This window comes from Streptomyces sp. NPDC042002, from assembly GCF_055588305.1.
In genome coordinates this window covers 1-22,760 of the sequence record NZ_JBVJCT010000038.1, presented here as the reverse complement: position 1 = coordinate 22,760, position 22,760 = coordinate 1, and the positions used below count along the sequence as shown (strand labels likewise).

Below are 22,760 nucleotides of genomic sequence, written 5' to 3'. Positions count from 1 at the left end.
CCGGCTTAGCGTCCTTTGGGGGACACGGACGGGGTGGGTCCGGTCCGTAGGGGGGACATGTGGGGGGACCCATGGCCAGGAGCTCCAGGAGTGTGCCGGTCGACGTCGACCGGGAAGTTCCGGGCCTCATAGTGAAGTTCGGCGACTACCCGCTGCACCACGGCGGTGTGGGCGCCATACGGAGTCTGGGCCGGCTCGGCATTCCGATGTATGCGATTACCGAGGACCGTTACACGCCGGCCGCGAGTTCGCGTTATCTGCGGCGCGCCTTCGCATGGCCGACCACGGGGACGGAGGAACCGGAGCAGCTCGTCGAGGGGCTGCTGCGCATCGGCCGGCGCATCGGCCGGCCCACGGTCCTCGTCCCGACCGACGAAGAGGCCGCCGTACTGATCGCCGAGCACCAGGAGGAACTGGCCGACCGCTTCGTCTTCCCGCATGTGGACGCCAAGCTGCCACGGCGGCTGGCCAGCAAGCAGGGGCTGCACGAACTGTGCGTGGAGCACGACATCCCCAGCCCCGCGGCGGCCTTTCCGCAGTCGTACGACGAGATCGAGGCCTTCGCCGAGAAGGCGCTCTTCCCGCTGGTCGCCAAGAACCGCGAGGCGTTCGTGCGCCGCAGCCGGCCCGCGGTGAACGGCACGACGAAGATCGCGACCCGCGAGGGACTGCTCACCCTCGCCCGGGACTGGGGTCCGCAGCCCGGCGTGATCCTCCAGGAGTACCTGCCGCGGGAGGAAGCGGAGGACTGGATCGTGCACGCGTACTTCGGCGCGGACTCGGCGCCGCTCGCGATGTTCACGGGGGTGAAGGTCCGCTCGTGGCCGCCGCACGCGGGTATGACGGCGAACGCGTACGTCGTGGACAATCCGGAACTCGCGGACCTCGCCGCGCGTTTCATCAAACAGATCGGCTTCAGCGGAATCGTCGACCTCGACCTGCGGTTCGACCGCCGCGACGGTCAGTACAAGCTTCTCGACTTCAACCCGCGCATGGGCGCGCAGTTCCGGCTCTTCGAGAACGGGTCGGGGATCGACGTCGTCCGTGCCATGCACTTGGACCTGACCGGGCGCGCCGTTCCCGAAGGGGAACAGCGGGCCGGTCACCGGTACATCGTGGAGAACATCGACCTGCCGGCTCTGCTCGCCTACCGGCGCAGCGGCTATACGACCCCGCACGCGCCGGCCCGCGCGAGCGGTACGGAGCTGGCGTGGCTCGCGGGTGACGACCTGCGGCCGTTCTTCACGATGCTGGCCCGCTTCGTGGGGCCCGGCGCGAAGCATCTGTATCAGCTGTGGCGGACCAACCGCCGTGGCAGTAGCAACAGTTCTACCGCGAAGTAGGCGCAGTACGTCCTGGGGAGGGGACTTCGTGATTCATCCGGTAGCAGTCATCGGTGCGGGGCCGTTCGGTCTGTCCACCGCCGCCCATCTGCGGGCGCGTGGTGTCCCGGTGCGTGTCTTCGGCGAGCCCATGGTCAGCTGGCGCGACCACATGCCCGAGGGAATGCTCCTCAAGTCGACTCCGGCCGCGTCCAGTATCGACGCTCCGCAGCAGGGGCACACGCTCGCCGACTACTGCGGCGCGGCGGGCATACCGCGCCTGGTCACGGACGAGGACATCATCCCGGTCGACACGTTCATCGCGTACGGGGAGTGGTTCCAGCAGAAGCTGCTGCCCGACCTGGAGCGGGTGCGGGTCGTGTCGATCGACCGACAGCGTGGCCGGGAGGGGGCGGGCCGGTCCGAGGGGTTCGAACTCAAGCTGGACTCCGGGGAGTTGTTCACCGCGCGGGCGGTCGTGGTGGCCACCGGGCTCTCCGGGCTGGCTCATCTGCCTGCCGAGCTCGCGGGTGCGGCGGCCGACGGTCCCACGCCGACCGGCCCGGTCTCGCACAGCTCGCAGCAGCACGACCTGAGCCGCTTCTCCGGCAAGGAGCTGATAGTCGTCGGCGCGGGGCAGTCCGCTCTGGAGACGGCGGCGCTCGCGGCGGAGGCCGGGGCGCAGGTGCTGGTGGTGTCCCGGGGCAAGGGTGCCGTCGACTTCGGCGCGCCGCCGTGGAAGCAGCCCAGGCTGCGCCCCGAGTCGCCGTTCGGGCGCGCCTGGTCCCTGTGGGCGCTGAGCTACTACCCGCAGCCCTACCGCTATCTGCCCGCCCAGGCCCGGCACTACCTGGTCCGCCGGGTGCTCGGTCCGCTCGGCGCCTGGTGGCTCCGTGACCGTTTCGAGGGCAAGGTCACGGTCCGCGAGGTCCAGCGGATCGTCGGCGCCGCGGCCCCCGACGGCAGCCCGGTCCTCACGGTGCAGACGCATGGTGGCCGGGTGGACGAGCTCTCCGCCGATCACGTGATCGCGGCGACCGGCTATCGCGTCGACATCGCCGCGATGGACTTCCTCGGGCACGAGCTCCGCGCGGAGCTGGCGGTGAGCCGCGGTACACCGAAGCTGGGTGCCGGGTACCGGTCCTCCGTTCCCGGGCTGTACTTCACGGGCCTGCCCGCGGCGGCCTCGTACGGGCCGGTGATGCGCTTCGTGTGCGGGACGGAGTTCGCCTCCCCGCGCCTGGCCGGGCATCTGGTGGCCGCGCACGGGTGAGGTGAGGCACGCCGACGGCGGGTGCGACCGACGGTGGGAGCGGCCGAGGGGGGCGGGCTGGCGGGCCGGCCCCTCGCCGTCGGCCTCCTGGCCGCGCCCTCAGGTCGGCGTGCTCGAACCAGCCAGTGGCCAAGGGGACTTGGGGAATGCGTCCACCCGCGTCCGACCGTTGGGACTGAGACCTGCCTGCGACCGTGGGGACTTGGGACCCGCCTTCCGGCCCCTCTGGCCGGGGGGCCTACGGGCCTACCGTTCCCCGGACTTGTCGACGCTCGTCGGCGATTCCCGCCGCGGCGCGTGCTGTCGCCGAGTCGGTCGGTCGCGTCGGGTCATCGAGCCGGCCTGCCATCGGTGCGTGCTGTCGCCGAGTTGGCTTGCAGCGAGGCGGTGTTGGGGTGTTGTGGTCGGTCGTGTGCGGGAAAGTCGGTGTGGGCGGAAGCGGACCTTGCGTGATCCGAAGCGGTCGCAACGCGCTTACCACCGTACGGTGAACGGCGTTGCTGACGGGATACCGGACGTCGTCCGGTTCACGCCGGGCCGATGAGTCGTTCGATCCGTATTCTTCGGATCATGGCCGCTCCGACTGCATATTCACTCATCGCCACTGACCTGGACGGAACGCTGCTGCGCGGCGACGACACCCTCTCCGACCGGTCACGCGCCGCGTTGGCGAAGGTGATCCAGGCGGGTGCCCAGCATCTCGTGGTGACGGGCCGCCCCGCACCGCGCGTGCGACCGCTCCTCGACGAACTCGGCGGTGAGGGACTGGCGGTGTGCGGGCAGGGAGCGCAGCTGTACGACGCCGGAGCGGACCGCATGCTGTGGTCGGTCACCCTGGACAGGGAACTGGCGGAGACGGCGCTCGGCAAGATCGAGGCGGAGGTCGGGCTGCTGTACGCGGCGGTCGACCAGGACGGCGTGGACGGACTGACGCTCATCGAGCCGGGGTATGTGATGCCGCATCCGACCCTGCCGGCCGTGCGGGTGCCGCGCCGGGACGACCTCTGGACGGAGCCGATCAGCAAGGTGCTGCTCCGCCACCCGTCCCTGTCCGACGACGAGTTGGCCTCCGCGGCGCGGGGAGTGGTCGGTTCGCTGGCGACGGTCACCATGTCCGGGCCCGGCACCGTCGAACTCCAGCCATGCGGGGTGACCAAGGCGACGGGCCTCGCTCTGGCCGCGGCGCACCTGGGACTCACCCCGTGCTCGACGCTCGCCTTCGGTGACATGCCCAATGACATCCCGATGTTCGACTGGGCCGCCCGCGGGGTGGCGATGACCAACGCCCACCCGGAACTGAAGGCGGTGGCCGACGAGGTCACGCTGTCGAACGAGGACGACGGGATCGCGGTGGTCCTGGAGCGCCTCTTCGGCTTCTAGCGGCGGCAACGCACCCGCCGGCGGCACCGAGGAGGTGCCGCCGGCGGGCGCGGGCGAAGCCGAGGACGTCAGGGTCTGATCAGTAGGCGCCGTTGACGTTGTCGATGGAGCCGTAGGTCTTGGCCGCGTAGTTGCAGGCCGCGCTGATGTTCGCGACCGGGTCGTAGATGTTCATCGACGTGCCGGCGACGTGGTAGGCCTGGAACGTGGGGTCGATGACCTGGAGCAGCCCCTTGGAGGGAATGCCCGCGGCGGCGTTGGAGTCCCAGTTGTTGATGGCGTTGGGGTTGCCGGAGGACTCGCGCATCACGTTGCGGTAGATGCCGTCGTAGCTGCCCGGTATGCCCGCCTTGGCCATGACGTCCAGGGACTGCTTGATCCAGCCGTCGAGGTTGTTGGAGTAGGTCTTGAGCGAGGCCTGGGTGGCGGTGGCCGGGGTGGACTTGGCGACGGCCGGGGTCGCGTTCGCCGTGGTGGTCACGACCGTCGACTTCAGCTTCTTCGTACCCACGGTCAGCTTCAGGCCCGGACGGATCAGGGCGGGGTTGGAGCCGATGACCGCGCGGTTCGCCACGTACAGCTTCTTCCAGCCACCGCTCTCGGGGTGCTTCTGCGCCACCTTGGAGAGGGTGTCGCCCGCGACCACCTTGTAGGTGAGGAGCTGCACGTTGGGGATCACCGCGGTGTGGGCGGCCTTCGTGAGCTGCGGGGCCTGCGCCGGAGTCGCTGCGTGGGCGCCGGTGGCGCTCACGAGCGGGAGGGCGAGGGCGATGCCACCCGTTCCGGCGGCGATCATGCCCCGGGTGATGACGTTGGTCTTCATGCGGCGGTGCTTGCCTCGTACGGGCATGACGAATGTCCTCTCCGACGCCTGCGAGGTGAGCTGTCGGGTTCGGGCGGGAGATGCCCGGCCGCGTTATGGGCGCGGCTTCACCCCTAGCCGGTCCGGTGTGTCCGGATCGGCGGCTTACCTGTGGTTCCCCCGCTCCTGCCGTGCGTGGGTGGGTGGGTTTCCGGGCGGCGGCAGGATTCGGCGATCCGCCCGGGATCGACCAGAACGTATGCGAGAGCACATGTCCGGAACAAGGCAAGATTTGGCTGCGAAGATCGATTTCACCTGGTTAGGGCGCGGGGAAAAAGTCCGATTGCGCCGGAATTGGATCCTCAACTTGCCTTTGGCGAAGGGGTTGGTCGGGAGGCGGCGCGAGTTGGCGCCCCGGCTCGCTGGTGACTCAATTCACCAGACCAAGGGTCATCAAGGCGGCGTACCGGGTAATTCGGGCATTGTGCTTCGGGTGGTGGTGGGGTGCGGAGCCCCCGGAGGGCACCGAGCGGCCCCTCGCGCAGCGAGATTTGTGGCGCGGGACACGTCGGGCGCGGCCCGTCCGGGGCCGAGGCGCAGGCCGGACGCCGACCGGGCTCGGCGGCCCGGAGCGGGCTACGCCGGACTCGGGACCGAGTCCGGGCGAGCCGGACCGAGTTGCGTCGAACCGGGCGAGCGCAGCCCGAGCCTTGATGGGCGCGGGGTGAAGTGCGTTCCGTGGCACCGGTGTTCGGCGCACACGCGAGATGTCGGTGCCGGGACGCGGGGCATGCCGACGCGGGGGATGCGCGGCGGATCGGCGCGGGGGTGCCCGGCGGATCGGTACGGGGAGGCCAGGTGACCAGTGTCGGGACGCCGGGGCGGATCGGTGTCGGGGCGCCGGGCTGATCGGCGTCCGGACGCGCGGCGCGAAGAGGGCTTACGGGGCGAACTCCCGTCCCCGTAAGCCCTGTCGGCCCGGCCCGGTCAGGCCTTGTCGGCCAGGTGAGGCCCGGTCAGGGCCCAGCCCAGCCCAGCCCAGCCCGGCCCGGCCCGGCCAGACCCTGTTGTCCCGGCCCGGCCCCTGTTGGCCAGGCCAGTCCCGGTCAGCCCGCAGCCCGCAGCGCGCGGGATTCCCTTCCCCCAGGTCCGGTGGAAGACGACCTCGTCGCCGTCCTTGCAGACGACCTCGTCGGTCGTGATGAAGTTCCGCGCGTCGCAGGTGATGGCGGAGACCGTCTCGACGCGGGCGTCCCAGGGCAGGTCCGGTCGGTGCAGCCGGATCGACCGGGTCGAGCGGGCGCGGGCGGACAGCGGGTCCGACTCGTCGATCGTGTACGTCTCCCGCGCGTCCTCCGTGCATTCGAGGCCGTCGGGGAACGCGCGGGTGCCGCCGTGCTCCGGGTCCACCTCCAGGCGTCAGGCGCCAGGTGCCCGCGGCCACGTCGCGCGGGACCAGGCGTTCCGGGCGGGGCTCGTCCAGGGTCTCGGAGACGGTCACGCCGAGGGGTTCGGACTCCTCGGGCTCCCCGAGGGTGATCGAGGGGTCCGACTCCCTTGTCCGTACGGGGAGTTCCAGGGTGCTGCCGATCGGGTCCAGGGTGAAGCCCGCCTCCGAGCCCGGCTGGGGCCAGATCCAGGGCCAGTACGCGGAGGAGACGCCCAGGCGGATGCGGTGGCCCGCCGGGAACGCGTAGCCGATGCCGGTCAGGTCGAACGCCACGTTCTCCGTAGTACCCGGTCTCCGGGGAACCGCCTGGTCGCGGCCCCGGCGTGCCGACAGGTTCAGGACACCTCGGGTGACGAGCGTGGACGATCCGTCCGGGGCCACGTCGCACAGCCGGGCGATCACCTGGCCCCTGGGTGACGCTGACGTCAGCCGCAGATCGACCGGGGGCGGCCAGCACCCAGGTCTCCTCCGCCACCTCGAACTCGAAGCAGGCCGACCGGGCGTCCTCCTCCCGCTGGTCCGGCGGCAGGTCGGCGTCGTTGCCGAAAGGGAAGAAGCGGCCCGCGTCGACCCCCGTGTGCTGCGGGGAGCGCACCAGTACCGGGGCGCCCTGAAGCGCGTACGCGACCGGGGTCACCGAGGGCGAGGACCAGGCCGGGTCGCCCACCCAGCGGCCGGCGATCTCTCCGTACACGGTCGCCGGAGGATGCGCGTCCATCACGTACGAGCGCGGCAGGGGGACGGAGAGCGCGTCCGTCTCCTTGTCCCGGAGCCAGTGGTCCCACCAGCGCAGCGTCTCCTGGAGGAAGCCGATCGCCGGTCCGGGCGGCAGGCCCCGGTCCGGGTACTGGTGCGACACGGGCCGATGAGACCTCGTACGCGGTCCGGTGGCAGGTTCTCCACCAGGCGCAGCACCGTGTCGCGGTACGGGTCGTGCCAGCCGCCGACCGCGAGGACCGCCGCGCGGATCGCGCCGTAGTCCCCGCGGACGCCGCCGTCGCGCCAGTACGCGTCCCGGGTCTGGTGCGCCGGCCAGGTGTGTACACAGGGGTCGACCGCCTCCAGCCGCTTCACCCACATGTCGCGCCACATCACCTCGCCCACGTGCGCCGGGTCCGGTGGGCGGGCGGCGAAGGCGAGCGGGGTGGCCGCCCAGGCGGGCAGGCCGACGGCGAGAACGGAACCTCCCGCGTAGTGCACGTCGTTGTCATAGCGGTCGTCGGTCGAGCGGACCGTGACGACCGCCTTGAGCGGCTCGGGCGCGCGGGCCGCGATCTGGAGGGAGGCGGAGCCGCCCCACGAGATCCCGAACATGCCGACCCTGCCGGTGCACCAGGGCTGGGCGGCCGGCCAGGAGACCACCTCCACCCCGTCGTCCGGCTCGCTCCGGGAGTACTCGTCCCTCGGCAGCCCCTCCGGGTTGCCGTGGCCGCGTACATCCACGCGGACGGAGGCGTAGCCGTGCCCGGCGTACCAGGGATGGCGCTGCCAGTCGCGCGGGGTCGTCCAGTCGGTCAGGCGGTACGGGAGGTACTCCAGAGCGCCGGTACGGGCTCCTCGGTCAGCGGACGCCAGACGCGGGCGTACGGACGGGTGCCGTCCGAGAGAGGGACGAGGGTGTCCTCATGAGTGGTCTCGTAGGGGAAGGACGTACGGATGTGCATGAGAGTCACCTCGGAGGGCGGTGTACGTCGTACGGCGCGGCCAGAGGGCGAAGACCGCCGCGTCCGGGCGGGACACGGATTGGGCGGGGCTATAGGACAAGGGAACCGCTTCCAGGTGATTCTCCGCATGTCATCGCATGTCGCTTCACATCATCTGATCATGAACATACCGCCGGTGGTCGAGTGGCGCCCGTGAGTCGGGGTACCCGCCGTTGGGGCACGCAGGTGCTTCCCGTGTGCCTTCCGGGTGTACTCCCGCATACCTGCTGGCGGAGCGAAGTCGGCCGGGGGACGGTGGGCGCTCGTGGTGATCGAAACGTGACCGGATACGCTGACTTGAGTGATGGCAGCGACACATCGACAAACCGTGTCATCGACCGAATGATCGACCGAGTTCGCCATGTGATCGTCAGCAGACAGGAGAACCTCTCGTGACCGTCGTCGGGCCGTTCGGGCTGAGCGTGCGGGACCAGGCTCTCGAAGCCGATGTCCAGGCCGGATTGGCGGCTGTCGAGGAGGGCTTGCTCGAAGCCACCAAGAGCGAGGTCCCCTTCATCACGGAAGCCGCCCAGCACCTCGTGCGGGCCGGCGGGAAGCGGTTCAGGCCGCTGCTCCTGATGCTCGCCGCGCAGTTCGGTGACCCCTACGCGCCGGGTGTCGTGCCCTCGGCCGTCGTCGTCGAGCTGACCCATCTCGCCACGCTGTACCACGACGACGTGATGGACGAGGCGGAGGTCCGGCGCGGGGTGGACAGCGCCAACGCCCGCTGGGGCAATTCGGTGGCCGTCCTCACCGGCGACTTCCTCTTCGCCCGCGCCTCGTACATCCTGGCCGACCTCGGGCCCGACGCCGTCCGGATCCAGGCCGAGGCGTTCGAGCGGCTCGTGACCGGACAGATCCTGGAGACCGCGGGGCCGCGCGACGGTCGCGATCCGGTCGATCACTATCTCGATGTGCTCGGCGGCAAGACCGGGTCGCTGGTCGCCGTCGCGTGCCGGTTCGGCGCGATGATGTCAGGCGCCGACGAGACGGTCGTGGACGTGCTGACGCAGTACGGCGAACGGCTGGGCGTCGCCTTCCAGCTCGCGGACGACGTCCTCGACATCGCGTCCGACTCGCACGAGTCCGGCAAGACGCCGGGGACCGATCTGCGCGAGGGCATCGCCACCCTGCCGGTGCTGCGGCTGCGTGAGCGCGCGGAGCGGCTGGGGCTCGCCGAGGACGTCGCGCTGTGCGAGCTGCTGGACTCCGACCTGACGGACGACGCGCGGCACGCGGAGGCGCTGGCCCGGCTGCGGGAGCACCCCGCGCTCGAGCAGGCCCGCCGGGACACCTTGCGCTACGCCGAGGAGGCGCGCGCCGCGCTGGTGCCGTTGCGCGAGTGCGACGCGAAGGCCGCGCTGGTCGAGCTGGTCGACGCCGTGGTGCACCGGGCCGGCTGAGGCTGATCGGGTGGTGCACCGGGCCGGCGGAGGCGGCTGTCAGTAGCCTCCGCCTCCTCCCGTGCTCGTGGGGGTGGATGTCGGCGTCGAGGCGGGCGTGGTGATCTTCGCTCCGCTGGGCGTCACGGCGAACCACGTTCCGTCGACTCCCTGGCCGTTGGTCTCCTTCGGCTGGGTGTCCTTGGAGTATCGGTAGAGGGGCCAGCCGGCGAGGGTGATCTGGGTGCCGCCGTCGGTACGTTTCGCCGTGGAGACCAGGCTCTTGTCGATGCCGTTCGTGGTCACGCTGCCCGTGGTCGTGGCCGCCGGCCAGACCGTGGCGCAGGTGTTGTAACAGCTGATCCTGGTCGGGTTCGCCGAGTCCGCGTCGAAGCGGTACAGGACGTATCCCTTGCTGTCGGTCACGACCGTGCCCAGTTTCGCGACACTGGCGGTGTTCAGCGTCGCCGATCCCGCGGAGCCGCTGCTCTGCGTGGAGCCGCCGCTCGGTGTGGAGCTTTTCCCGCCGCTGCTTCCGCCGCCTCCCCCTCCGCATCCGGCGAGTGCGAGCGCCAGGACAGCGGCGCCCGTGGCGGCGTATCCCGTGACGTGCTTGATGGCGAGCATGGCGATCCCTCGATCGTTTGATTCCTGGACCTTTGATCCCTGAACTGCTGGGCGATCCCGTTCGCTGCCAACCGTAAGTACGGATTCGCACCGGTTTTCACTCGAATAACCGCCGGATTCGACCGGTTCTGGCGATATGAAGCGATGTGACCGGCGTCACGCACTTGGAATGAGTCCAGGATCGGACCAGGTCCGTACATCTGCGCAGAAGCTGACGCAGGGGGCGTCGGCCCAGTTACGGGGAGAAAACAGAATCATGGGATCGAACGCCACGTTCACGACGCGTCGCAAGAGTCTGATCCTGACCGGTGTGGCGGTGGCCGCCGCGGCCGGTGTCGCCGCCGCCGTCATCCCGGCGGTCGCCGCCGACCACGGCGCTCGCGGTGGGAGCGGCGGCACGAGCCGGAGCGGAGCCGGCGGCATGGTCCACTCCGGGCGCGGCGACGAAACCGTCGTCACGCAACACGGAGTCATGGGCGGCAGCGGTGGCACCGTCCTCGCCGCGAGCCTGCGCGGCGCCAATGAAGTGCCCGTCCAGGGCGGCCCCGCCGTCGGCGACAAGGACGGCGCGGCACTGGAGTTCATCAAGGTCAAGGGGAACAAGGTCTCCGTCGCCGTGACCTGGCGCGGTACCGGCAGGCCCACCCTGCTCCACATCCACCAGGGCGCCAAGGGGACCGACGGCGGCGTCAAGATCGACTTCGGGGGGCTGCTCGACAGGATCAAGGGCCACACCGTCGTCGGGACCGTCAAGGTCGAGGACGCGGCCCTGCTCGACAGGCTGAAGACCGACCCCGGTTCGTTCTACGCCAACCTGCACACCGCCGAGTTCCCGGGCGGGGCCGTCCGCGGTCAGCTCCACCAGGTCACGGGCGCCTTCGACTTCCGGAACGCGCCGCACAACTTCCAGGCGTCCGTGGTCAAGGGCGAGCAGATCTACGAGTGCAAGCCCGCCGACGGCGGTGGCTACGCCTTCGCGCAGCGCGATGTCGCCGCACTGCTCGGAGGCCACATCGCTCACTCGTTCGTGAAGCCCAACTCCGGTACCCCGCAGTGGATCGCGCCCGACCGCAGCGCCGTCACCGGCACGCTGATCGCCAAGACCCCGAACGGCGCGACGAACATCCCCGAGCTCGACCTCAGGGCCGCGCGGTCCGGCAGGCAGCACGGCCTGCTGGCCGACACGCAGGAGATCCTGCGCCTGAACACCGTGGGCGGCGTCGCCCCGGCCGGGTCCTGCTCGCCCGGCACGGTCGTGGGCGTCCCCTACCGGGCGGACTACGTGTTCGTGCAGCGTTGAGACGAGCGCCCGGTGCGGCGGGATTCCGGCCGGGTGCGCGACCACGGCGGTGCCTTCCCGGCACGACCCCTACGGGTCGGGGGAGGCACCGCCCTCTCACGTCATACCGCAGGACTACGCGGAGTTGAGCCCGGGGGGTGACGCATTCATCCGGCGTATTTGGTCAGATGGAGAACACCACTCCTCACCGGTTCGGGTGAGAATGGCGGCTTAGGGGTGGAGCACGGAACGAGGGCAGGGCCGCCGCCGACGACGGAGGTAAGGCACACATGGCACCGTACGAATCCGACGACAGCGCGAGGGCCGCAGAGGCCGACGACATGCTCGCCGGGCGACGCAAGGCCGCGCGGTACGTCGTTCCGGTCGCGGTGGTGGGGGTGGCGGCGGCGACGATCGGGCTCGTCCCGGCGCTCGCCGACTCCGGAGACCCCAACCTGCCGAAGATCACCGCGCAGCAACTCATCGAGAAGATCGCCAAGTCGGACGTCCAGCAGCTGTCCGGCACGGTCAAGATCAGCACCGATCTCGGACTGCCCAACCTGGGTGGTCTGGAAAGCGGCCTCATGTCCGGTGCGGCCGGGGGTCACGGCGGATCCTCCGCCGACCCGCAGTCCAAGATCCTCGAACTGGCCTCGGGCACGCACACGCTGCGGGTCGCAACCGACGGCCCGGACAGGGGCAAGGTCTCCCTGCTGGACAACGCCGCCGAGTACAGCGTCATCCACAACGGCAAGGACGTGTGGGGCTACGACAGCAAGTCGAACGAGGTCTACCACGCGACGTCCGCAGAGTCCGGGCGCGCCGGCGAGAGCGCCAAGGGGAAGGTGCCGCGGGATGTCCCGGCCACTCCCAAGGACTTCGCCGACGAGGCTCTCAAGTCCGTGGACGACACGACCTCCGTGACCGTCGACGGCACCGCGCACGTCGCCGGCCGCGACGCCTACAAGCTGCTCATCAAGCCCAGGCAGTCCGGCACCACGGTCGGCGCGATCAGCGTCGCGGTGGACGCGAAGACGGGGCTGCCGCTGAAGTTCACGCTGACCCCGGCCAGCGGCGGCGCGGCCGTCGTGGACGCGGGCTTCACCCAGGTCGACTTCTCCCGGCCGGCCGCGTCGACGTTCGCCTTCACCCCGCCGAAGGGCGCCAAGGTCACCGAGGGCGGCGAGTCCAAGGGGGCGAAGGGCGGCGAGTCGAAGCGCGCCAAGGGCGACGAGCCGAAGCGCGTGGAGAAGGCACTGCCGAAGGGCCACGAGGGAACGGCGAAGGGTCCCGACGGTCTGAAGACCATCGGCAAGGGCTGGAGCTCCATCGCGGTGTTCAACACCGGTGGCAAGGGCCTGCCGTCCGGCGCGTCCGGCAAGACCGGCAACAGCAACGTCGACGGGTTCCTGAACTCCCTCGGCGACCACGTCAAGGGCAAGTTCGGCTCGGGCACGGTCTTCTCGACCCGCCTGGTCAACGCGCTGATCACCGACGACGGCAAGGTGTACGCCGGAGCTGTCACCAAGGCCGCGCTGGTGAAGGCGGCCAACGCGGCCCAGTAGGTCCCAGGCGAACCGAACCGAGGGAGCCCATGGAGGAGCTGTCCGCCGCCGAGCCCGATCCGGCGCAGGCCAAGGGTGCTGCCGTCCCCGCCGAGCAGGCGGGGAGCGCCCGTACGGGACCTGCCCGGGAGGCGGGAGGCACCGGCGCCTTGTTCGCTGGCGGAGCAGGAGGCGCTGACGCCTTGCCCGCGCGCGGAGGCTTCGCTGCCGTGCCCGTGCGCGTGCGCGGAGGGATCGGTGCCGTGCGCGTGCCTGGGCGCGGAGCGGGAGACGTGGGTGCCGTGTCCGCCGAGGACGCGGTGATCTCCACCCGCGCGCTGAGCAAGCGGTACCGCGGCGGACAGCTCGCCGTCGACGGCCTGGACCTGACCGTCCCGGCGGGCAGCGTCTTCGGCTTCCTCGGGCCGAACGGCTCGGGCAAGACCACCACCATCCGCATGCTGATGGGCCTGATCGAGCCGACCTCGGGCACGGCACGCGTGCTGGGGCAGCCCATGCCCCGGTCCACGCGGGCCGTGCTCCCGCACGTCGGGGCGCTGATCGAGGGCCCCGCCCTGTACGGCTTCCTCTCCGGGCGGGACAACCTCATCCGGTACGACGCCGCAGACCCGGCCGCCGACCCCCGTACCCGGCGGACACGCGTCGCGACCGCGCTCGACCGGGTCGGGCTGACCGCCGCCGCGGGCAAGAAGGCGAAGGCGTACTCCCTGGGCATGAAGCAGCGGCTCGGACTCGCGGCCGCGCTGCTCCAGCCCCGCAGGCTGCTCGTCCTGGACGAGCCGACCAACGGTCTCGATCCCCAGGGCATGCGTGAAATCCGCTCGCTGGTAAGGGAGTTGGCCTCCGACGGCACGACCGTCTTCCTGTCCTCGCATCTCCTCGACGAGATCGAGCAGGTCTGCACACACGCGGCCGTGATGGCCCAGGGGCGGCTCATCACGCAGGGCCCGGTGGCCGACCTCGCGGCGGGTGCGCGGGGCCGGCTGGTGGTGACCACCCCGGACGCGGGGGACGCGGCGCGGATCCTCAAGGAGCAGGGCGTCACCGACCTCGTCGTGACCGAGACGGGAGTGACGGCGGAGCCACCCGACCGCGAACTCGCCGAGCTGAACGCCGCGTTGGTCACAGCGGGCGTCCGGGTCCGCGGCTTCGGAGTCGAACGGGCATCGCTGGAGGACGCGTTCGTGGCGCTGACCGGGGAGGGTTTCGATGTCGCGGGCTGAAAGTCGGCCGAAGTCGGACACGGACGCAAGGGTAGATACAGGGACAGGATCAGACCCAGACGCTGACACACAGGCGGAGACGGGGGCAGGGGCAGGCGCGGACCCGGCAACGGGGTCGGGGTCGGGAGACAGCGGAGCGGGCCGGGCGGCGACGCGCGCGGGAGCGGCGGCGGAGCCGAGGGCCGGACGGGGGCCGAGCCCGCTGTGGACACTCGGCCTCTTCCGCGACGAACTCGTCACCACGTTCCGGCGCTGGCGGACGATCGCGCTGCTCGGCGTGCTCGCTGCCGTGCCGATCCTCATCGGCATCGCCGTCAGGATCGAGACGAGAGACGGCTCGGCCGGGGGCGGTGGCGGTGGCGAGGGACCCGCGTTCATCGCGCAGATCACCAACAACGGCCTGTTCCTGGTGTTCACCGCGCTGGCCGCGACCCTCCCCTTCTTCCTGCCGATGGCGATCGGCGTCATCGCGGGCGACGCGATCGCCGGCGAGGCCAACGCCGGTACCCTGCGCTATCTCCTCGTCGCGCCGGCCGGCCGCACCCGGCTGCTGCTCACGAAGTACGCGACGACGATGACGTTCTGCCTGGTGGCGACCCTGGTGGTGGCTGTCTCGGCGTTCGCGGTGGGTGCCCTGCTGTTCCCGCTGGGCGAGCTGACGACGATCTCCGGGACCCGCATCAGTCTCGCCGAGGGGCTGGGCCGAGCGTTGCTCATCGCCCTTGTCGTCGCCGCGTCACTGACCGGTGTCGCCGCGCTCGGGCTGTTCGTCTCCACCCTCACCAACAGCGGCATCGCGGCCATGGCGACGACGGTCGGCCTCGTCATCACCGTCCAGATCCTCGACCAGATCCCCCAGTTGCACGCGCTCCGGCCGTACTTCTTCTCCCACTACTGGCTGTCCTTCGCCGACCTCATGCGCGAGCCCGTCTACTGGGACGACCTGGTCCGCAACCTCGGCCTCCAGGGGCTGTACGTCGCCGTGTTCGGGTCGGCGGCGTGGGCGCGGTTCACGGCGAAGGACATCACCGCCTAGGCGTTCGTCCGCGTGGGGACGTCACCGCCCGGGAAGAGGGACGCCTCACACCTCGTACGGGAAGCGGGCGAGCGGTGGTTCCTGTGCGAAGAAGGTCTTCGCGCGCGCCAGTGCGTCGGCGTCGTTCATTACGTCGCCGCGCCTGCTGCCGTTTCCGAGCAGGACCCCGCCGAAGCGCATCCTCATGTACGCCGCCGTGTGGTTCAGCGTGCCGATCAGCGGGTCGGCGACCTCCGACTCCTCGTGCGCGAGAGCGGTGACGCCCCAGAGGGTGCGCCCGGCCAGGGTGGCCTTGAAGTCGACGCCGGGCGTGCGCAGCCAGCCCGACCAGTAGTCCAGATAGCGCTTGGTCAGCCCGGACACCGAGTACCAGTACAGCGGCGAGGCGATCACGATGTCGGTCGCAGCGAGCGTGGCGTCGAGCAGCGTGGCCGGAGTGCCCTCGGCGGGAGGACGTACAGGGTCGGCGTCCCGGCGCAGGTCCGTGAAGTCGGGGAGCGGATGCTCGGCCAGGGACAGCCAGCGCCGCTCGACATCGGCGGGCAACTGCTCGGCGGCCTTGCGGGCCAGCAACTCGGTGTTGCCCCCGGTACGGCTGCTGCCGAGCACGAACAGGAATCGGCGGGTCATGGTTCCCCCAGGGATACGCGCCAAGAACGGCCTTGATTACACGCGTGAACAATATATGCACACGCATGCATCCGTCCAGGCCGGCCGTCGCACCCGGGTGGTCAGGGCGTGGTTCTCCCGGTCAGCCGGGCCAGTGACGCGGTCTCGCGCGGCAGCGGTCCGGCGAGGTCGCCGATGCGCCACGCGGGCATCCACGGCACCCGGTAGACGTCTATGACCGAGTCGATCACCTTGATGTGCTGGGTGAGTTGACGTGGCAGGCGGCCGGGAGCGTCCGCGACCAGGACGATGGCGTCGAGGTCGAGTCCCGGCGGCGCGTCGCCGCGACGGAAGATGTCGAGGGTGTGCGAGACGGCGTCCAGACCCGCCGCGTGCGTACGCCCGACGAGCAGGACCGAGGCCGGCTCGCCCAGGTCCGGGCGGGGCCAGTCACGGCCCGCGTCATACCCGCCGAAGACCGTGGCGAGCGTGGAGGCGCCGGCTCCGCCATGGGTGGCGACCCAGGAGAACCGCCGTGCGCTCACGACGGGTTGACGGTCCTCCTCGTACTGCTGTCTCGGTTGTTCCGGTTCACCGACTGCCCCGCGGATCCATATCTCGGGGCCGCCCGGCCCCCGCGGCTCGTGCCCGTGCGGCACCGCGCCCTCGCTCCCGCGCGTCGGCACTCCTTCGCTCGCGCGCATCGCCGCCCCCTCGATCCCCTGCATCGGGTGCTCTCTTCCCTCGTCGGTGCACTGATCCTCCCGGCGCCCGGGCGCGTCGGGTAACGGGGCGTGGGTTCCTGGGACGAGTCTGTGACGCCGTGGTGACGCGGGAATCGGGTGGGAGCCGAGAGACTGACCTCGCGGCTGGGCGCAGGGCACGGAGGCGCGTACGGGATCGGGCGCGAAGTCGCGTCGGCGATGCGTGGCGAGCGTCTGTACGGGCATGCGAACGGGAGTCCGTGCGGGATGCGCGAGAGAGTGTTCGCCGCACAGGCGGTCGTGTCCGTGACCGGGGTACTGGCGTTGACGGGCTGTGGCCTGCGGGACCATCGTGATGTCGTGGGCGTGCCGGGTTCGTCGCCTTCCACGGTGCCGTCCGTGGCACCGAGGGCGCCGCTCCCGTAGGGCAGGCCGTTGGGCGTGGACGCACGCCTGCCGGACCTGTCGGGCGTCGACGGGCACGGACGCGGCGGAAGTATCGGAGGCGTGGGCGGAGGTGGCGTACGGCTATGGCACGAAGGACGACAAGGGCGACTGCGGTCAGCACGATGCCGTGCTGCGCTCGGCCCGCTGGTTCACCGCGGCCGAGGCGGCGGCCGAGCGGTCGTACCACCCCGCGAACGGGGCGGGTGACGAGTGGAACACCTGGGCCGGCCACCGGGCGTGGACCATGGTGGACGTGACCTCTGACGACAACGCCGACGGCCCCGCCGACACGGCCGTCATGGCCTACCGCGCCTTCTTCGTGGAGGGCACGGCCCACGGTCGCGACGGCTGGACGGGCACGGGCCCGCGCGCGAACGTCTGCATCGAGCCCACCCGGGCGGGTGACGGCCGGCCGTGGCACGGCGCCGAGGCGACGACCGTGGAGGCGGTGGTCCCGCCGTCCTTATCGGCATCCTCCGCGCCCTCGGCCTCGCCCGGGTTTTCAAGCCTGTCCCCGTCTTCCTCCTCGTCCCCGTCCTCGACCACCCCTTCGTGAGGGAACCGATGTCTCGACTCAGCCGCGAACAGAAGCGGGAACTCAAGCGGCAGCGCTCGGCGGCCGATGCCGGGGGGCAGCCGGCCACCGGGATGACACCGATCGACGTCCACGTACCGGCGTCGGCGGACGCGGCGGCGGGGGCCGCGGTCCCTGGTGCCGCGGGGGCTCCGAGCTGTGCCACGGTCGGCGGGATGCCGGTCGTGGCCGCGCCCGGTGAGACGGTCCAGGGTGCGATCCTGAACTACCTCCACCGCGTGGCCCTCGCCACCGGCCGCCCGGTCCTCGCCAGCATCCACGACGAGCGCATCGGCTTCGTCGTACCGCTCCAGGTGCACGTCGACGGCTCCAGCCGCTATACGGCGGACCCGGTACGCGTAGCGCCGCCCGCGCCACCTGCGCCGTCCACGCCACCTGCGCCGTCCATGCCAGGCGCGCCGCTCGCACCGCCCGTGCAGCCGCCCGTGCAGCGGTCCGACCAGCGCCCGCACCTTCCGGCCCAGGAACACCGGCACGCCCCGGCCGAGGGCCACTCCCAGTCCCCGGCCCGCACCTTCTCCGAGCCCCCGGCTCACGAGCGCCGTCCGCAACCCCCGGTTCAGGAGCGCCCACAGCCCCCGGCCGGGGAGGCGCCGCGGCCCCCGGCCCGGGAGGTCCCGCGGCCGTTGGGCCAGGAGCGTCCGCACTCCGGGGCGGAGGAGGGCCCGGAGCGTCAGGTCAGGGACATCCCCGTCTCGCAATCGCCGGTCCACGGGGTGCCGCACGCGCGGGTCCACGCGCCGCAGGCGCCGCCCCAGCGGCGTCCGGAGCCGCCGGCTCCGCCGCTTCCGGCCGCCCCGGTGTCCCCCGAGCGATCGGCACAGGCCCCGGAGGCTCCGGCTGCTCCGCGCCGGGACAAGTCGACGTACGTCCTGCGGGCCGTACCGGAACCGAAGCCGTTGCCCGGGGCCGCGTCGACGCATGTGCTGAGGGCGGTGCCGGAGTCGGCGGACCCCGCGACGTCCGTCCCGAAGGGGGAGTTCGGTCCGCCCCCGCTGACCGTCCCCGCTCCCGAGCCGCAGCCCTTCCTCGACGGGATGGCCGCTCCCGAGCCGCAGTCCGCCCCTGACCGGATGCCCGCCCCCGACCCGAAGCCCGCCTCCGACCGGGCGCTTGCCCCCGAGCCAAAGGCAGCCGCTCCCGAGCGGAAGCCCGTTTCCGCGATGGAGGCTCTGTCGCTGCTGGCCGTGGAGCCGGAACCGGAACCGAAGCCCGCTCCCGTACGCGGCTTCGACGCCGTCGCCGAGGCCGTGCTCGCGCCGAGTCCGCAGGAGCCGGCCTCGGAACGCGACGCCGCGTCGGCGTTCCTCGCGGAGCCCGTCGCCCGGATCAACGAGGCCGTGAAGATGGGCCGTATCGAGGCCGCCGCGGGGATGGCGGAGCGCGCCGTCGCCGATGCGGCGCGGTCGCTGGGCCAGGAACACCCCGAGGTACTGAAACTGCGCGAACTGACCGCGTACATCGCCTACTTGGCCGGTGACGCCCTCAGGTCGTTCCACCTGTCGCTGGATCTCGCGAGGGTCCGCCGACGCCACCGGGACGCGCGGGCGGCCTATGGCAACGTCCAGAGCGCGGCCACCGCGTGGCGTGCCGTCCGCGACCCCCTCCAGGGTCTGCACCTCGGGCGCGATCTGATCGGCGTGTGGACCGAGCTCACGGCCGACGACGGTCCCGCCGCCGACGACCTCGAACAGCTCGAATCGGCCCGCACCCGCATGGGCCGCCTCGCCGAACGCGCCCGCGTCGCGGCGGACAACCCGTACACCCGGACGCCCCGCGCCCACGGCGAGTGACGAGCGGAGCGCCAGGAACAGAGCCAGGGGGCGGCGAGCGGCGGACGGGGGGAGCGACTGAGAGCCGGAAGGCGAGGCGAACGGGCGAGCGCGCGGCCTCAGTGGACGCGGAACTCGTCAGTGGACGCAGAACTCGTTCCCCTCAGGGTCTGCCATGACCACCCACTCGCCCGCCGGTTCCTTCATCTCCCGCAGCACGCTCGCCCCGAGCGACGTCAGACGCCCGACCTCCTCGGCGCGCCGGCCCTCGCCGGGGTGCAGGTCGAGGTGGAGCCGGTTCTTGCCGGTCTTGGGCTCGGGAACCCGCTGGAAGAGCAGGCGCCGCCCGAGGCCGGTGCCGCGTTCCTTGTCGTACGGGTCGTCGGGGTGCCGTACGGCGATCAGGTCCCGGAAGGCCGGGCGGCCGTGGAAGTCGAGGGCGGCCTCGGCCGGCAGGGCGCCGAGGCTCAGCAGCTGCTCGATGAAGGCGCTGTTGTCCTCGACCGCGTAACCGAGCGCGGCGGACCAGAAGTCGGCCTGCGCGTGCGGATCGGCGGCGTCGATGACGAGTTTCCAGTGGACGGGGACGGGGACGGGGACGGGTGTGGGCGCGGGTGTGGGAGTCGGCGTCATGGAGCCACTCATAGTGGTTCCACGACCGGGCGGGCAACGGAATCGCCGGGGCCGGCCCTCATGTCGTACGAGCGCAGGCCCTGCCGCTTCGACCCGGGCGATTCCGCCCGCTTGTCACGAAGTGCCGCGCGAACCCGCAGAACCCGCCGGACCCGCCGAACCGGCCGACTCGACGGCCCCCGCGGCGATGGCGGCGACTCCCGCGACCTCGCTGGCGGCAACCCCGGCATCGGCGGCCGTACGCACGACCTCGGCGGCCGTGCCCACGGCATCGGCGACGGCCGCGGACTCGGCCGCGCGGGCCGACTCCCTCAGGGCCCGCGCACCCCGCCGCGCGGCGCGCAGCGCGTCGAACGTCAGGAGCGACAGCGCGAGCCACACCAGCGCGAACCCGGCCCACCGCTCGGCGGGCATGGCCTCGTGGAAGTAGAAGATGCCGAGGAGGAACTGGAACACGGGGGCCATGTACTGGAGCAGGCCCAGAGTGGACAGCGGCACGCGGATCGCGGCGGCGCCGAAGCAGATCAGCGGGATCGCCGTCACCACGCCGGTCGCGGCGAGCAGCGAGGCGTGCCCCGGCCCCTGCGCGGCGAACGTCGCGTCGCCCCGCGAGCCCAGCCACAGCAGATACGCCAGCGCCGGCAGGAACTGGATCGCGGTCTCGGCGGCGAGCGACTCCAGGCCGCCGAGGTTGACCTTCTTCTTCACCAGGCCGTACGTGGCGAAGGAGAAGGCGAGGCAGAGGGAGATCCACGGCGGGCGGCCGGAGCCGATCGTCAGGACGAGAACGGCCGTGAGGCCGACTCCGACGGCGGCCCACTGCACCGGCCGCAGCCGCTCCTTGAGAATCAGCACGCCCATCGCGATGGTGACCAGGGGGTTGATGAAGTAGCCGAGCGAGGCCTCGACCACGTGCTCGGAGTTGACCGCCCAGATGTAGACGCCCCAGTTGACGGTGATGACCGCCGCCGCGACCGTGATCAGAGCCAGCTTGCGCGGCTGCCGCAGCAGTTCGCCCGCCCAGGCCCAGCGACGCATCACGAGCAGTACGACTGCGACCACCGCCACCGACCACACCATCCGGTGGGCGAGGATCTCGACCGCTCCGGCGGGCTTCAGCAGCGGCCAGAAGAGGGGGACGAGCCCCCACATCCCGTACGCCGCGAAGCCGTTCAGCAGACCTGTGCGCTGCTCGCTTCTCGACTTCCCGGCCACCGGCGTCTCCTTCTTCCACGACCTCGGACGCCCATCGCGCCCCTGCGTTCCGGGCCCCGTGCGAGGGAAATCCGTGCAGCATGAAAGAAGGTAGCTCCGCACACCCTCGCCTGTCATGTCCGTACCGTCATACGGTCATGACAGGTGAGGCGCGTGGGACCGGCACCCGGTGTCGGCGCGGACGTCAGCCCTTCAGCGCCGCCGCGACGGACTCGGCGATCGGCGCGGTCGGACGGCCCGCCAGGCGGGCCAGGTCACCGCTGGTGACGGCCAGCTCGCCCTTCTCGATGGACGCGTCGACGCCCGCGAGGATCCCGGCGAAGGCCTCGGGCAGCCCGGCGCCGGCCAGGATGCCGGCGAAGGCCTCGGGGGAGACGGGGTTGTAGACGATCTCCTTGCCGGTCTGCCGGCTCAGCTCGGCGGCGTACTCGGCGAAGCCCCAGGCCTCGTCGCCGCTCAGCTCGTACGTCTTGTTCTCGTGGCCCTCGCCGGTCAGCACCGCGACCGCGGCGGCCGCGTAGTCGGCGCGTGAGGCGGAGGCGATCCGGCCCTCGCCGGCGGCCTGGACGACGGCGTTGTGGGCCAGCACGGGGGCGAGGTTCTCGGTGTAGTTCTCGTGGTACCAGCCGTTGCGCAGCAGTGTGTAGGGCAGTCCGGAGGCGAGCAGGACCTCCTCGGTGGCGCGGTGGTCGTCGGCGAGCGCGGCCGTCAGGCTGCCGAGGGCGCTGGTGTAGGCGAGCAGGGAGACGCCGGCCGCCTTGGCCGCGTCGATGACGGCCTTGTGCTGTTGGACGCGGCCCTTGTCGAACTCGTTGCCCGAGATCAGCAGCACCTTGTCACCGGCCGCGAACAGGCCGTCGAAGGTCTCCGGCGTGTTGTAGTCGGCGACCGCGAGCCGTACGCCGCGGGCCGCGAGAGCGGCGGCCTTGGACTCGTCCCGCACGACGGCGGTGATCCGCTCGGCGGGGACCTTCTCCAGCAACTGCTCGACCACCAGACGGCCGAGGTGTCCGGTGGCTCCGGTGACGACGATGCTCATGACGTACATCTCCTTGTGGGGTGCGGATGTAACGGGTGCGGATGTCACTCACCCTAAGAGCTGCACTAACTGATGGAAAGTGCCCACCTTGAAGTAAGGTACTGATATGGCCGTAAGCATCAAGGCAGCGGACGGATACGACGCCGGCGAGGCGATGTGCCCCTACCGACTGGTCCTGGAACATGTCACCAGCCGCTGGGGCGTCCTCGTCCTGATCGAGCTCCTGGAGCGTTCGTACCGCTTCAGCGAGCTGCGCCGGGCGATCGGCAGGGTCGGGAAAGGGGTCAGCGAGAAGATGCTCACCCAGACCCTGCAGACGCTGGAGCGCGACGGGCTCGTCCATCGCGACGCCAAGCCGGTCATCCCGCCGCGCGTCGACTACTCCCTCACCGACCTGGGCCGGGAGGCCGCCGAGCAGGTGCGGTCGCTGGCGCTGTGGACCAACGAGCGCATGGCCGACGTCGAACGGGCCCGCGGCGCGTACGACGAGGCCCGGGCGCTCAAGGCCCGGGCCTCCTAGAAAAGCGCGTGCGGACGTATGCCCGCGGACGGACGCCTGCGGACAGATATCCGTGGACGGACGCCCGTGGACGGACTCAGCCGACGACCGTCCAGGTGTCGCCGCCGGCGAGGAGTGCGGCGAGGTCGCCCTTGCCGTTCTGTTCGATGGCCGCGTCGAGCTGGTCGGCCATCTGGGTGTCGTA

General features: G+C 71.3%; 18 protein-coding genes, 1 pseudogene and 1 riboswitch. Of the genes and pseudogenes, 11 read left to right on the top strand and 8 right to left on the bottom strand.

Translation table 11 applies throughout. The annotated features are described in order from the left end of the window. Positions 1-71: 71 nt before the first annotated feature. The 3 genes from ACZ6KY_RS34835 (at position 72) to ACZ6KY_RS34825 (ending at position 3,975) form a co-directional block, all read left to right on the top strand. The gene (locus ACZ6KY_RS34835) at positions 72-1,343 is read left to right on the top strand and encodes a carboxylate--amine ligase (protein WP_469314254.1); all 1,272 of its coding nucleotides are present in this window, start codon (positions 72-74) and stop codon (positions 1,341-1,343) included. A 28-nt stretch (positions 1,344-1,371) separates the two neighbouring features. Continuing rightward, on the top strand, positions 1,372-2,595 hold the full coding sequence (locus tag ACZ6KY_RS34830; protein WP_469314253.1) for an FAD-dependent oxidoreductase: 1,224 nt from the start codon (positions 1,372-1,374) through the stop codon (positions 2,593-2,595). Between the two features lie 570 nt (positions 2,596-3,165). Next, the gene (locus ACZ6KY_RS34825; RefSeq protein ID WP_469314252.1) at positions 3,166-3,975 is read left to right on the top strand and encodes an HAD family hydrolase; all 810 of its coding nucleotides are present in this window, start codon (positions 3,166-3,168) and stop codon (positions 3,973-3,975) included. Positions 3,976-4,054: 79 nt separating this feature from the next. Here ACZ6KY_RS34825 and ACZ6KY_RS34820 read toward each other — a convergent pair whose 3' ends face one another. Beyond that, positions 4,055-4,825, bottom strand: a complete 771-nt coding sequence (locus tag ACZ6KY_RS34820; protein WP_469314251.1) for a transglycosylase SLT domain-containing protein — start codon at positions 4,823-4,825, stop codon at positions 4,055-4,057. A gap of 3 nt (positions 4,826-4,828) precedes the next feature. Continuing rightward, a riboswitch (cyclic di-AMP (ydaO/yuaA leader) is annotated at positions 4,829-4,989 on the bottom strand. Between the two features lie 904 nt (positions 4,990-5,893). Then, positions 5,894-7,891, bottom strand: a pseudogene (locus tag ACZ6KY_RS34815) (CocE/NonD family hydrolase); the annotation flags it as partial. Positions 7,892-8,322: 431 nt separating this feature from the next. On the opposite strand from ACZ6KY_RS34815, the gene ACZ6KY_RS34810 reads away from it, so the two are divergent. Next, positions 8,323-9,333, top strand: a complete 1,011-nt coding sequence (locus ACZ6KY_RS34810) for a polyprenyl synthetase family protein (RefSeq protein WP_469314250.1) — start codon at positions 8,323-8,325, stop codon at positions 9,331-9,333. Between the two features lie 39 nt (positions 9,334-9,372). Here the strand turns inward: ACZ6KY_RS34810 and ACZ6KY_RS34805 are convergent, their stop codons facing one another. Further along, positions 9,373-9,939 carry a hypothetical protein gene (locus tag ACZ6KY_RS34805; RefSeq protein ID WP_469314249.1) on the bottom strand — a complete coding sequence of 189 codons (567 nt, stop codon included), beginning with the start codon at positions 9,937-9,939 and terminating at the stop codon, positions 9,373-9,375. A gap of 256 nt (positions 9,940-10,195) precedes the next feature. Here ACZ6KY_RS34805 and ACZ6KY_RS34800 point away from each other — a divergent pair, with 256 nt between their 5' ends. The 4 genes from ACZ6KY_RS34800 to ACZ6KY_RS34785 all read left to right on the top strand — a co-directional run bounded on the left by ACZ6KY_RS34800 (position 10,196) and on the right by ACZ6KY_RS34785 (position 15,042). Beyond that, a complete protein-coding gene (locus ACZ6KY_RS34800) occupies positions 10,196-11,239 on the top strand; it encodes a CHRD domain-containing protein (protein ID WP_469314248.1) in 1,044 nt (347 codons plus the stop codon). Positions 11,240-11,508: 269 nt separating this feature from the next. After that, positions 11,509-12,783 carry a LolA family protein gene (locus tag ACZ6KY_RS34795; RefSeq protein WP_469314247.1) on the top strand — a complete coding sequence of 425 codons (1,275 nt, stop codon included), beginning with the start codon at positions 11,509-11,511 and terminating at the stop codon, positions 12,781-12,783. A 29-nt stretch (positions 12,784-12,812) separates the two neighbouring features. Beyond that, a complete protein-coding gene (locus ACZ6KY_RS34790; RefSeq protein WP_469314246.1) occupies positions 12,813-14,006 on the top strand; it encodes an ABC transporter ATP-binding protein in 1,194 nt (397 codons plus the stop codon). Positions 14,007-14,208: 202 nt separating this feature from the next. Beyond that, a complete protein-coding gene (locus ACZ6KY_RS34785; protein WP_469314292.1) occupies positions 14,209-15,042 on the top strand; it encodes an ABC transporter permease in 834 nt (277 codons plus the stop codon). Positions 15,043-15,087: 45 nt separating this feature from the next. Here the strand turns inward: ACZ6KY_RS34785 and ACZ6KY_RS34780 are convergent, their stop codons facing one another. Beyond that, on the bottom strand, positions 15,088-15,672 hold the full coding sequence (locus tag ACZ6KY_RS34780; RefSeq protein ID WP_469314245.1) for a flavodoxin family protein: 585 nt from the start codon (positions 15,670-15,672) through the stop codon (positions 15,088-15,090). A 101-nt stretch (positions 15,673-15,773) separates the two neighbouring features. Next, a complete protein-coding gene (locus tag ACZ6KY_RS34775; protein ID WP_469314244.1) occupies positions 15,774-16,379 on the bottom strand; it encodes a DUF6668 family protein in 606 nt (201 codons plus the stop codon). Positions 16,380-16,872: 493 nt separating this feature from the next. On the opposite strand from ACZ6KY_RS34775, the gene ACZ6KY_RS34770 reads away from it, so the two are divergent. Both ACZ6KY_RS34770 and ACZ6KY_RS34765 read left to right on the top strand, forming a co-directional pair. Next, a complete protein-coding gene (locus ACZ6KY_RS34770) occupies positions 16,873-17,358 on the top strand; it encodes a hypothetical protein (protein ID WP_469314243.1) in 486 nt (161 codons plus the stop codon). 8 nt (positions 17,359-17,366) lie between these two features. Beyond that, the gene (locus ACZ6KY_RS34765; protein ID WP_469314242.1) at positions 17,367-19,190 is read left to right on the top strand and encodes a hypothetical protein; all 1,824 of its coding nucleotides are present in this window, start codon (positions 17,367-17,369) and stop codon (positions 19,188-19,190) included. A 117-nt stretch (positions 19,191-19,307) separates the two neighbouring features. Here ACZ6KY_RS34765 and ACZ6KY_RS34760 read toward each other — a convergent pair whose 3' ends face one another. The 3 genes from ACZ6KY_RS34760 to ACZ6KY_RS34750 form a co-directional block, all read right to left on the bottom strand. After that, positions 19,308-19,802 carry a VOC family protein gene (locus tag ACZ6KY_RS34760; protein WP_469314241.1) on the bottom strand — a complete coding sequence of 165 codons (495 nt, stop codon included), beginning with the start codon at positions 19,800-19,802 and terminating at the stop codon, positions 19,308-19,310. Between the two features lie 114 nt (positions 19,803-19,916). After that, positions 19,917-21,017 (bottom strand): EamA family transporter RarD, encoded by a 1,101-nt coding sequence (rarD, locus tag ACZ6KY_RS34755; protein ID WP_469314240.1) that lies wholly within the window; start codon positions 21,015-21,017, stop codon positions 19,917-19,919. A 184-nt stretch (positions 21,018-21,201) separates the two neighbouring features. Further along, a complete protein-coding gene (locus tag ACZ6KY_RS34750; RefSeq protein WP_469314239.1) occupies positions 21,202-22,056 on the bottom strand; it encodes an SDR family oxidoreductase in 855 nt (284 codons plus the stop codon). A gap of 106 nt (positions 22,057-22,162) precedes the next feature. Between ACZ6KY_RS34750 and ACZ6KY_RS34745 the strand changes: the two genes are divergently transcribed. Further along, on the top strand, positions 22,163-22,576 hold the full coding sequence (locus ACZ6KY_RS34745) for a winged helix-turn-helix transcriptional regulator (protein ID WP_469314238.1): 414 nt from the start codon (positions 22,163-22,165) through the stop codon (positions 22,574-22,576). The last annotated feature ends 184 nt before the right edge of the window (positions 22,577-22,760 follow it).

Bases quoted from the DNA above. Each gene is read 5' to 3' on its own strand.
- ACZ6KY_RS34835 (WP_469314254.1), top strand. From the start codon at position 72: ATGGCCAGGAGCTCCAGGAGTGTGCCGGTCGACGTCGACCGGGAAGTT.
- ACZ6KY_RS34825 (WP_469314252.1), top strand. From the start codon at position 3,166: ATGGCCGCTCCGACTGCATATTCACTCATCGCCACTGACCTGGACGGA.
- ACZ6KY_RS34820 (WP_469314251.1), bottom strand. From the start codon at position 4,825: ATGCCCGTACGAGGCAAGCACCGCCGCATGAAGACCAACGTCATCACC.
- ACZ6KY_RS34805 (WP_469314249.1), bottom strand. From the start codon at position 9,939: ATGCTCGCCATCAAGCACGTCACGGGATACGCCGCCACGGGCGCCGCT.
- ACZ6KY_RS34800 (WP_469314248.1), top strand. From the start codon at position 10,196: ATGGGATCGAACGCCACGTTCACGACGCGTCGCAAGAGTCTGATCCTG.
- ACZ6KY_RS34795 (WP_469314247.1), top strand. From the start codon at position 11,509: ATGGCACCGTACGAATCCGACGACAGCGCGAGGGCCGCAGAGGCCGAC.
- ACZ6KY_RS34790 (WP_469314246.1), top strand. From the start codon at position 12,813: ATGGAGGAGCTGTCCGCCGCCGAGCCCGATCCGGCGCAGGCCAAGGGT.
- ACZ6KY_RS34780 (WP_469314245.1), bottom strand. From the start codon at position 15,672: ATGACCCGCCGATTCCTGTTCGTGCTCGGCAGCAGCCGTACCGGGGGC.
- ACZ6KY_RS34775 (WP_469314244.1), bottom strand. From the start codon at position 16,379: ATGCAGGGGATCGAGGGGGCGGCGATGCGCGCGAGCGAAGGAGTGCCG.
- ACZ6KY_RS34765 (WP_469314242.1), top strand. From the start codon at position 17,367: ATGTCTCGACTCAGCCGCGAACAGAAGCGGGAACTCAAGCGGCAGCGC.
- ACZ6KY_RS34760 (WP_469314241.1), bottom strand. From the start codon at position 19,802: ATGACGCCGACTCCCACACCCGCGCCCACACCCGTCCCCGTCCCCGTC.
- ACZ6KY_RS34750 (WP_469314239.1), bottom strand. From the start codon at position 22,056: ATGAGCATCGTCGTCACCGGAGCCACCGGACACCTCGGCCGTCTGGTG.
- ACZ6KY_RS34745 (WP_469314238.1), top strand. From the start codon at position 22,163: ATGGCCGTAAGCATCAAGGCAGCGGACGGATACGACGCCGGCGAGGCG.